General features: G+C 37.4%; 2 protein-coding genes and 1 pseudogene. All 3 read left to right on the forward strand.

All coding sequences use genetic code 11. The features are described 5' to 3' along the window. Window positions 1-83: pseudogene (locus FDX24_RS23565) on the forward strand (hypothetical protein); the annotation flags it as partial. Between the two features lie 352 nt (window positions 84-435). Beyond that, the gene (locus FDX24_RS00030; protein ID WP_061068548.1) at window positions 436-795 is read left to right on the forward strand and encodes a hypothetical protein; all 360 of its coding nucleotides are present in this window, start codon (window positions 436-438) and stop codon (window positions 793-795) included. Continuing rightward, window positions 795-1,214: a DUF3828 domain-containing protein gene (locus FDX24_RS00035; RefSeq protein WP_048213194.1), complete on the forward strand. Its 420-nt coding sequence runs from the start codon at window positions 795-797 to the stop codon at window positions 1,212-1,214. Before FDX24_RS00030 ends, FDX24_RS00035 begins: the two co-directional genes overlap by 1 nt. The last annotated feature ends 58 nt before the right edge of the window (window positions 1,215-1,272 follow it).

The raw sequence follows: 1,272 nt of genomic DNA on the forward strand, positions 1-1,272 counted from the left end.
TGTCGGATCTACACCTGTGCAATGCATGGCCTGCGCGTTGGCGCAGGCGTGGAAAAATCGAAAGCGCACCGTTTACCACGCCTGGTGGGACTGTGGATGTGCTGAGTACAAAATGTGAGTCTGTAGGAGGATGTAAACAGATTTAACAAATAGAATTTTTAATTCGTTTTTATTTAGCTCAGGCTTGCTTTAATTTAAAGGTTTAAAGTAATAAAAACAGGTGTGAAATTATATCTCTAATGAAATTAAGCCATTGCATAATTGATGGGGTAAATATTGTTACTGATTTTATAACTAAACGATAATACACATTGCAAATATAAGTTTGGGACATGGTGATGATGTCAATAAATGGAGTTAGAAGCATTTAATGTTCATGCTAATGGTTCGCTTTGTGATATTTCATATTCTTCGTTTATAAATGAGGTGTTGTAAATGTGGAATAAAGAAGCCGCTATAAATTTTGTTAGACATAATGCTCATCCACACGCTACGGGTTATTGTGCCAGGGCAGTAACAGCAGCTATCGAACATGGCGGCGTATCATTGCACCATGATAATGCTAAAAATATGGGGAAATATTTAGTATTAGCTGGTTTTCGTGAAGTATATGGGAATCCTGTAAAAGGTGATGTTGCTATAATCCAACCATATACTGGAGGAAATGCAGCAGGTCATATGGCGATTTTTGATGGGCATTACTGGTGGTCAGATTTCAAGCAGGAACATGGCGTCTACCCCGGACCTGGTTATCGTAAAAGTCAGCCTTCGTATAAATTATATAGGCACAACTGATGAAGCGATTAATATTATTTACTTTTCTATTCTCATCATTTGCTATGGCAGAAATAGTTCCTGCTGATACGCAAGCATTAAAATTCAATACCTGGTATATAAAGCAGATTGCTCATAATGTCATCCCAGTTGCAGATAACCCGACGGCATTAGAGCCTTTCGTTAGTATTGATACATTGAATAAATTAAAACAAGCTTATATGAATAATGAGCTTGAAGAGGATTATTTTCTAAAGGTTCAGGATTTTGCAGATGAAGACTGGAGTAAGCATATTAGTATTGATCTGACTATAACTGATCCTATTTGTACCAATGTCTATTTGACATTTGGAACAGGTGAGTCATCTCAAAAAGTCATTGACTGCATGGTAGAAGAAAATGGTGTATGGAAAATCAAGAGCGTGGCTACTCGCCATTAGTTATTGTTTTCACCAATTGAAAATAATCCTGCGGTAATGGCTTCTTCGATGGCGCTCG

Origin of the sequence: Citrobacter sp. wls716 (assembly GCF_005280975.1) — a bacterium.
GTDB lineage: Bacteria > Pseudomonadota > Gammaproteobacteria > Enterobacterales > Enterobacteriaceae > Citrobacter > Citrobacter youngae.

Excerpts from the sequence above, each read along its gene's own strand:
- FDX24_RS00035 (WP_048213194.1), top strand. The coding sequence starts at position 795 with ATGAAGCGATTAATATTATTTACTTTTCTATTCTCATCATTTGCTATG.
- FDX24_RS00030 (WP_061068548.1), top strand. The coding sequence starts at position 436 with ATGTGGAATAAAGAAGCCGCTATAAATTTTGTTAGACATAATGCTCAT.